The 6,961-nt window shown below is 68.5% G+C and carries 7 protein-coding genes; 6 read left to right on the top strand and 1 reads right to left on the bottom strand.

What is annotated here, in order from left to right:
• Positions 1–125: 125 nt before the first annotated feature.
• From V3B48_RS21205 to V3B48_RS21180, 6 genes are all read left to right on the top strand, one after another.
• Positions 126–632 carry a hypothetical protein gene (locus tag V3B48_RS21205; protein ID WP_049398490.1) on the top strand — a complete coding sequence of 169 codons (507 nt, stop codon included), beginning with the start codon at positions 126–128 and terminating at the stop codon, positions 630–632.
• Positions 633–755: 123 nt separating this feature from the next.
• Positions 756–1,265, top strand: coding sequence for an RNA polymerase sigma factor (locus tag V3B48_RS21200; protein ID WP_032129371.1), 510 nt, complete (start codon positions 756–758; stop codon positions 1,263–1,265).
• On the top strand, positions 1,262–2,188 hold the full coding sequence (locus V3B48_RS21195) for a FecR domain-containing protein (protein ID WP_329894404.1): 927 nt from the start codon (positions 1,262–1,264) through the stop codon (positions 2,186–2,188). Before V3B48_RS21200 ends, V3B48_RS21195 begins: the two co-directional genes overlap by 4 nt.
• A 64-nt stretch (positions 2,189–2,252) precedes the next feature.
• Positions 2,253–4,724, top strand: a complete 2,472-nt coding sequence (locus V3B48_RS21190) for a TonB-dependent receptor (RefSeq protein ID WP_253145304.1) — start codon at positions 2,253–2,255, stop codon at positions 4,722–4,724.
• Positions 4,711–5,511 (top strand): ChaN family lipoprotein, encoded by an 801-nt coding sequence (locus tag V3B48_RS21185; RefSeq protein ID WP_329894403.1) that lies wholly within the window; start codon positions 4,711–4,713, stop codon positions 5,509–5,511. Before V3B48_RS21190 ends, V3B48_RS21185 begins: the two co-directional genes overlap by 14 nt.
• Positions 5,504–6,217: an energy transducer TonB gene (locus tag V3B48_RS21180; RefSeq protein ID WP_032129375.1), complete on the top strand. Its 714-nt coding sequence runs from the start codon at positions 5,504–5,506 to the stop codon at positions 6,215–6,217. Before V3B48_RS21185 ends, V3B48_RS21180 begins: the two co-directional genes overlap by 8 nt.
• Here V3B48_RS21180 and V3B48_RS21175 read toward each other — a convergent pair.
• Positions 6,214–6,648: a RidA family protein gene (locus tag V3B48_RS21175; protein ID WP_329894402.1), complete on the bottom strand. Its 435-nt coding sequence runs from the start codon at positions 6,646–6,648 to the stop codon at positions 6,214–6,216. The two genes, V3B48_RS21180 and V3B48_RS21175, sit on opposite strands and share 4 nt — an antisense overlap.
• Positions 6,649–6,961 lie beyond the last annotated feature (313 nt).

Genomic DNA, 6,961 nt, shown 5'->3' with positions numbered 1-6,961 from the left:
TCGCAGACCCAGTACCGCGATCTCTGCCTATCGACCGGGTAGGGCCGGCCGCTGGCCGGCATTCGAATCTACCGGCCAGCGGCCGGCACTACCCCGGCTGTTCGGCCGCGTGCGAAGCTTCACCGATGCTGACCCTGCAACGCGGCAACCACCACGGACTGCTCATCGCCCCGCGCTGGCCCTCCACCCGCATCCAACTGGAAGAAGAGGTACTGCAACGCCTGCTCGACGCGCAGGCAATGCTGCCTGTGGGGCTGCGGCTACTGCTCACCCGTGGCTTCGAACCCAGCCACAGCCGTCTCGGTGGCTTCCGCCGCCTGGTGCGTCGGCTCGGCATCACCCTCTTCCGTGCCTGTTATCCGCAGCGCCGGGATGAAGTCGACGCCATCTTCGGCGCCAACGGCCACGACATCGATGGCCGTCATGTCGATGTCTCACTGGTACTGCACGGCGAGCGGCTGCGGCTGCTGCCCCTGGGCGTGTTCACCCCGCCGCGCTGGCAGCACCGCCGCGTCGCCCGGTATGCCGAGCCAGTCGCACGAGCGAAGCGCAGCCTGCAGCACTGCGGATTCGTGCTGCATCACAATCCCACCGAAGCCCTGCAGATCCACTGCGATTATCGTCCCCGCTGACGCCGCGGTGGCTCATGCGGACTGCGCTCGCACCAAAGATGCAAATGATTCTCTTTTGCTGTAAGGTGCAGCCGCTGCCCTTGCCGCCGCGGGCTGTTCCCTTTCCCAGTTGTCGCCCGCCCCGTGTCCACGCCTGTCGAACCGACGGATGTCGCGCAGCTGTGCGCGGCCCATTACCGGCCGCTGCACGCCCATGTCCGCCGCAAACTCCCGCAACGCAGCGACGCCGATGACGTCGTCCAGGAAACCTGGCTGCGTGTCGTCAAGGTCGCCGCCAGTGGCCTGCTGAGCAATGGCCGCGCGTACCTGTACCGTGTTGCCCACAACCTGATTGCCGACCATTACCGGCAACGCCAGCGCCGTCGCGAAGAAGCGCTGGATGACACGCAGTTGCATGCCATCGCCGATCCTGCGCCGCTGCCCGAGCAGCGACTGCTCGACGCCGAACAGCTGCGCCACCTCGACGCGATCATCGCCGCGCTGCCACCGCGCTCGCGCCAGGTGTTCCTGCTGGCGCGGGTTGAACAGTTGGCGCTGGCCGAGATCGGGCGCCAGCTCGGCATCAGCCGGCAGACCGCGCACGGCCATCTGCTGCGCGCACTGGTCGCCCTGCAGCAGGTGCCGGGCGCATGAGCCTGGACGCGATCGCGCGCGAAGCTGCACGCTGGTGGCTGGACGGGCACGACGGTGGCCGCGACGAGAACGCGTTCGAGCAGTGGTACCAGGCCGACCCTCGCCATGCTGCGCAGTACCAGCATCTGCAACACCTGTGGCAGGCCGGTGCGACGCTGCCCAGCCTGCAGCGGCAACAGCAGCGCAGGCAACGCCGTCGCCTGCGCGAAGCCGGCATTGCGGTTCTGTTGCTGTGCGCGCTGGGTCTCTACAGCCGCCATGTGTCGCCGCCTGTAGCGCAGGTCCTGCGAACGGCCGCTGGCGAGATCCGCGAGGAGACCCTTCGGGATGGCTCGCATGTCCTGCTGTCACCCGGCAGCGAAGTGAAGGTGCGCATCGATGGGCAGCGCCGCCAGCTCCAGCTGCAGCGCGGCCAGGCCTGGTTCCAGGTCGCCGCCGATGCCGACCGGCCCTTCCAGGTGCATACCGCACAGGGCACCGTCACTGCACTGGGGACCGCATTCGATCTTGCCGTGCAGGGCAACAGCAGCGTGGTCACCGTTACCGAGCATCGCGTGCGCGTGGACAGCGGCAACGTCAGCATGCTGGCTGACCACGGCGAACAGCTGCGCTTCGATGGGCAGGCAACAGCCCATGCAACAACGACCGCCCCCGGAGCATTGGCCTGGCGCGAGCGGCGCCTGCATTGGGTCTCGGCCCCACTGGCCGACGTCACGCAGGGCCTGGACCGCTGGCATGGCGGGCACACGTGGGTCGTCGGCGAGCAGCTGCGCCAGCAGCCGGTCACCCTGCTTGGCAGTGCCGACGGTGCGGCCGGCAACCGCGACCAGTTGGCCACTCAGTTGCAGGTGCGCGTGCTGCGCCTCGGCGCGGGCATACAGGTGTGGCTGCCGCCACGCAGGGAACAGCGTGATGGACCCTGACATCCGGCCTGCGGCTGCGTCTACCCAGGATGACGACGCTCTGCGTCAGCCCCTGGAGCCCCCGATGCTGTGCCCCCGCCCCCTTGTCCTCGCCCTGTCGCTGGCCTGTACCAGTGCCCTTCCGCTGCTGCCCGGCAGTGCCCACGCACAGACCGCCACCCGTACCTACAATCTGCCCGCACAACCGCTGGCGGCCGCGCTGGACGCCTACAGCCGGCTGACCGGCGTCGATCTGGTGATCGGCGCAGCGCTGCCCGCGGGCCATTCGGCGCCTGCGCTGCGCGGTGACTTCGACGATGCGCAGGCCCTGTCGCGCCTGTTGGCAGGCAGCGGCCTGCGCCCGCGCTTCGTCGATGCGCGTCGTGCCGCCCTGGAGCCGGCGCCGGCTGAACGCGCCGATGGCAGCCGTCGCACTGGCCCGCTGCGGGTGCAGGGTACTACCGCACACGGTCAGGCACCGGGTGCCGGCGCCAGTCAATATGTACCGGCCACCCGCGATGGCTTTGCGCCCCCGGTGGGCAGCGAGCGCGTGGCGATGGCCGAACGCCAGGAAGGCAACAGCCTGCTGCGCTCGATGCCCGGCACCCACAGCTTCCATTCGCGCAGCCAGCCGGGCCTGCAGGTCAACATCCGCGGCATGACCGGTGCCGGCCGGGTCAACACCATGATCGACGGTGTCACCCAGACCTTCCGCAACAATGCCGGGCACGGCTCGGGCGGCCCGTTCGCCTATGTCGATCCCTTCCTGCTGGCCGGTGTGGACGTGCAGCGCGGTGCGGTCGCCGGTGGTGATGGCGCCGGCACGCTGGCCGGCAGTGCCAACTTCCGCACGCTGGACATCGACGATCTGCTCGGCGAGGGGCGCGACTGGGGCCTGCGTGCGGGCTACCGCCACGGCAACAACGGCTACGGCAGTGGCCGTACCTTCGCCGGTGCCTGGCGCCACAGCGAAGAGGGTGGCGACCGCCAGTTCGGCCTGCTGGCCGCCGCCAGCAGCAGCCGCAGCAGCGAATACGCGACCGCACGCGGGCAGAAGAACAACGCCGACCCGGGCAGCCAGCAGCCCAGCAGCTGGCTGTTGAAGGCGCGCCTGCAGCCCAGCGACCAGCATCGGCTGGACCTGAGCCACATGCGTTACGAAAACGACTTCTACCACAACTATCCGTGGCAGATTTCCGCGCGCAACCAGCGCGCCAGTTACCACTACACACCCTATTCGCCGTGGATCGACCTGCGTGCGACCTTCGCCAGCAACAAGACCCGGCTGTTCTACCCGCCGGTGGAGGACTCCAGCTACATCGGCCGCCGCACCCACAGCAGCCTTAGCAGCTGGACCGTGGACAACACCAGCCGCTTCGACATCGGTGCACTGCAGGCGCGCTGGAACACCGGCATCAAGCACCAATCGGACATCTATGTGGCCGATACGCCCATCCTGCGCGGTGCCAATCCGCAGGGCCGCAGCCAGCTGGACAGTGTGTTCAGCACGCTGGAGCTGCAGTACGACATCTATGCCCTGACCGCAGGACTGCGCCAGGATCGCTTCGGCATCCGTGGTCACATCCCGGTGTGCTCGGATGTGCCCGGCCAGTGCGCGGAGATCAATGGCGGCGACATCGACGTGCGTCGCACAGAGCGCGCACTCAGCCCGAGCCTGGCGGTTTCACTGCAGGCCACCGACTGGCTGCAGCTGTTCGCCGAGGTCTCGCGCACGTCGCGGCCGCCGCGCGTGCAGGAAATGTTCTTCGAGAAGATCCCGCTGGAGGACGCCAGCGTCGCCGACGGCATCGGCGCCAATCCGTTCCTGCGCCGCGAGCGCTCGCGCAACCTGCAGTTCGGCGCCAACCTCAGCACCGACTCGCTGCTGGTCGACGGTGACCTGGCACAACTGCGGGTCACCCGCTTCGACAACCGCATCCGCGACTACATCAAGCCGCAGTACCTGCTGATCGTGCATCCGCCGGAAGTGGAACCGTTCGTGGTGCCGATCGACAGCGATCCGCAGCTCAATGCCTGGACCGATGTGCTGGACGCCGACGACTTCAGCGCCACCACGCGCTGGATGAACCACCCCGGCGTGGTGCGCATGCGCGGCATCGAACTGGAAGCCCATTACGCCAGCGAGCACTACCACGCCACGCTGAGCTGGACCCGCTCGCGCACCAGTGCACCGGCCATCGAGTTCGTCAACCTGGAAGACATCACTGCCCTGCCCGACCGCTACTGGACGCTGGACGTGGGCGGCCGCTGGTGGCAGCAGCGTGTGCAGGCCGGCCTGCGCGCCGAGTACTCAGGCCCGACCGAGGAAGGCTACGACTTCTTCCAGACCCGCAAGACCGGCGGCACCGGCGTGCTGCTGGACTTCTACGCCAGCTTCAAGCCCCAGGCCAACACCACCCTGTGGCTGAACATCGAAAACCTGCAGAACAAGGCCTATGACAACAATGCCTCGATCGACAGCATCTTCAGCCCGATCCTGGACCGCGGCAACGGCCGTGGCCGTACCGTCTCGATGGGCGTCAATGTGGCGTTCTAGCCGTCGCTGGCTGCCGCTGTGCCTGCTCGCGCTCGCGTCAATGGCCAGCGCGCAGCCGATGCCCGGCAAGGTGCTCGACCTCGCGAGCGGCCAGACCCTGGACGAAGCTGCGTTCGTGAAGCGCGCAGCGAACGCCCCGCGACTGCTGCTGGGCGAACGCCACGACCTGGCCGGTGACCACGCTGCCCAGCGCTGGCTGCTGCACGCGCTGCAGCAGCAGCGTCCACAAGGCGCGCTGGTGCTGGAGATGATTGCCAGCGAACGCCAGCCGCGCCTGCAGCGGGTGCAGCGCTGGCTGGCCAAGGGCAACCATGCCGACGGTGCGCGCCTGCAGGAGCTGCTGGGCTGGGATACACGATGGCCGTGGACCGCCTACGGCAGACTGGTGCAGGACGCCACCGCAGCCGGCATCCCCTTGTTCGGCGGCAATCTCGCGCGCGTCGAGGTCAACGCCCACCTGGCGTCCGCTGATGCGGTGCGGTTCCCGGTGCCCGCCGCCCGCCAACGCCTGTCGGATGTGGTACTGGCCCAGCACGCAGACGCGGCACCGATGCTGGAAGGGATGCTGGCCGTGCAACAGGCCCGCGACACGCGCATGGCACAGGTGCTGACCGCAGCACCCGCACCCGCGCTGCTGGTAGCCGGTCGCTGGCATGTGCTGCGCGGCACCGGGGTGCCGGGCTACCTGTCACCGGATACGCCTGCGCTGGTGATCGCATTGGCCTCGCCGGGTGAAACCGTCGGTGCTGCTGATGCCGATCTGCTGTGGGTGCTGGACGATGAGTGAGCGCGGCCAACACTGGCAGGCGATCGTGATCACCGTCGTCCTGCACCTGCTGCCCCTGCTGCTGTTGGTGCACTGGGTTGCAATGCCGCCGATGCTGCCACCGCCGGAGCAGGACGTGCGCATCAGCCTGCGCCTGCTGGCACCGGCCACGCCGCCACAGCCCGTAGAGGAGCGCCAGGCGGATACCCCCAGCCAGGCGCAGCAGGCGCGTGCATCGCAACCGACCAAGTCGCCGCCACCACCGAAGCCTACCGCCGCGCGCGAGGGCGAGTTGGCCGCCAGCGAAACGGGCGGGACGGGTCGAAAGCCGCTGCCGGTCGCCCCGCCTGCGGCCGCGACCGATGCAAGTCCCGCACCGGCATCGATCACGGCCGCGCCGCCCGCTCCAGACGCGCCACCGGCGGACTTCCAGGCCGGCGCCGCCAGCGACCAGTGGGAAGCCCGCCTGATGGCACGGCTGGAGCGTTACCGCTATTACCCTGCCGCCGCGCGCTCGCGCCGGCAGCAGGGCACTGCCTGGGTCAGGGCCAGCATCGACCGCGAAGGTCGCCTGCTGGCGCTGCGGCTGGAGCAGTCCAGTGGCCAGCCGATGCTCGATGACGCTGCGCTGCAGACCTTCCGTCGCGCGCAGCCGCTGCCGCCCATTCCCGAGGAACTGAAGGCACCGCAGGAACTGGTGGTGCCGGTGGAGTACTACCTGCGCTAGGCGGCGTAGGCCTCCGCCTCGATCTCGAACAGCATGCCGTCCAACGCCAGTCGCGGCACCGGGATCAGCGTGCAGGTGGGCGCCGCGCGGTTCGGCCAGCGCCGTCGCACCTGGTGGGCAATGATGCCGAGCCGGTCCTCATCGTGGTTGACCACCAGGATGCGCAGCCGCGCCACATCGGCCAGACTTGCCTGCGCCGATCGCAGCGCGGTCTGCAGGTTGTCCAGCGCCTGCCCGACCTGTTCTTCGAAGCTGGGCGAGAGGCGGCCCTGGGCATCTTCGCCGCCCTGCCCTGCGACATGGATCACCCGTGCCGGCAGGCGCACCACCGCCACGTGTGAGTAGCCGTTGGCCGAAGGATCGTAGAGACCCGGTGGATTGAACAGTTCCATCAGGCCATGGCTGAGGTCCGGTGTGGTCAGCAGGTTCATGCCGCGCGCCTCGTGGGGGATGCCGGCAGTCTGTGACCTCAACTCCGGTTGAGGTCAAATGGGTCCTGTGCAACAGAGTAGTCCGCCATGCGCAACGATCGCGCGTTCCCGTGGACTCGAGCCTGCTCGACTTCCACCGACCAGAAGCAGTCGAGCAAGCTTGTATGTTCCTCCCGGCTCCTACGCGGTATGTAGGAGCCAGGGTGGAGGGACCGTCAAGCATGCATCTGCGGATACTAGCCGACAGACGAGTCGAGCGATCCCCATCCCGCACACGAACGTCGATAAAGGATCGTACGGCCCCCAAAGGGGA

The organism is Stenotrophomonas sp. SMYL20, from assembly GCF_036320045.1.
GTDB lineage: Bacteria > Pseudomonadota > Gammaproteobacteria > Xanthomonadales > Xanthomonadaceae > Stenotrophomonas > Stenotrophomonas maltophilia_A.
Note: the sequence above shows the minus strand (reverse complement) of the source record. Positions and strands in the feature narration are given on the sequence as shown.

Coding starts and splice junctions, on each gene's coding strand:
- V3B48_RS21205 (WP_049398490.1), top strand. CDS start 126: ATGCTGACCCTGCAACGCGGCAACCACCACGGACTGCTCATCGCCCCG.
- V3B48_RS21195 (WP_329894404.1), top strand. CDS start 1,262: ATGAGCCTGGACGCGATCGCGCGCGAAGCTGCACGCTGGTGGCTGGAC.
- V3B48_RS21190 (WP_253145304.1), top strand. CDS start 2,253: ATGCTGTGCCCCCGCCCCCTTGTCCTCGCCCTGTCGCTGGCCTGTACC.
- V3B48_RS21185 (WP_329894403.1), top strand. CDS start 4,711: ATGTGGCGTTCTAGCCGTCGCTGGCTGCCGCTGTGCCTGCTCGCGCTC.
- V3B48_RS21180 (WP_032129375.1), top strand. CDS start 5,504: ATGAGTGAGCGCGGCCAACACTGGCAGGCGATCGTGATCACCGTCGTC.
- V3B48_RS21175 (WP_329894402.1), bottom strand. CDS start 6,648: ATGAACCTGCTGACCACACCGGACCTCAGCCATGGCCTGATGGAACTG.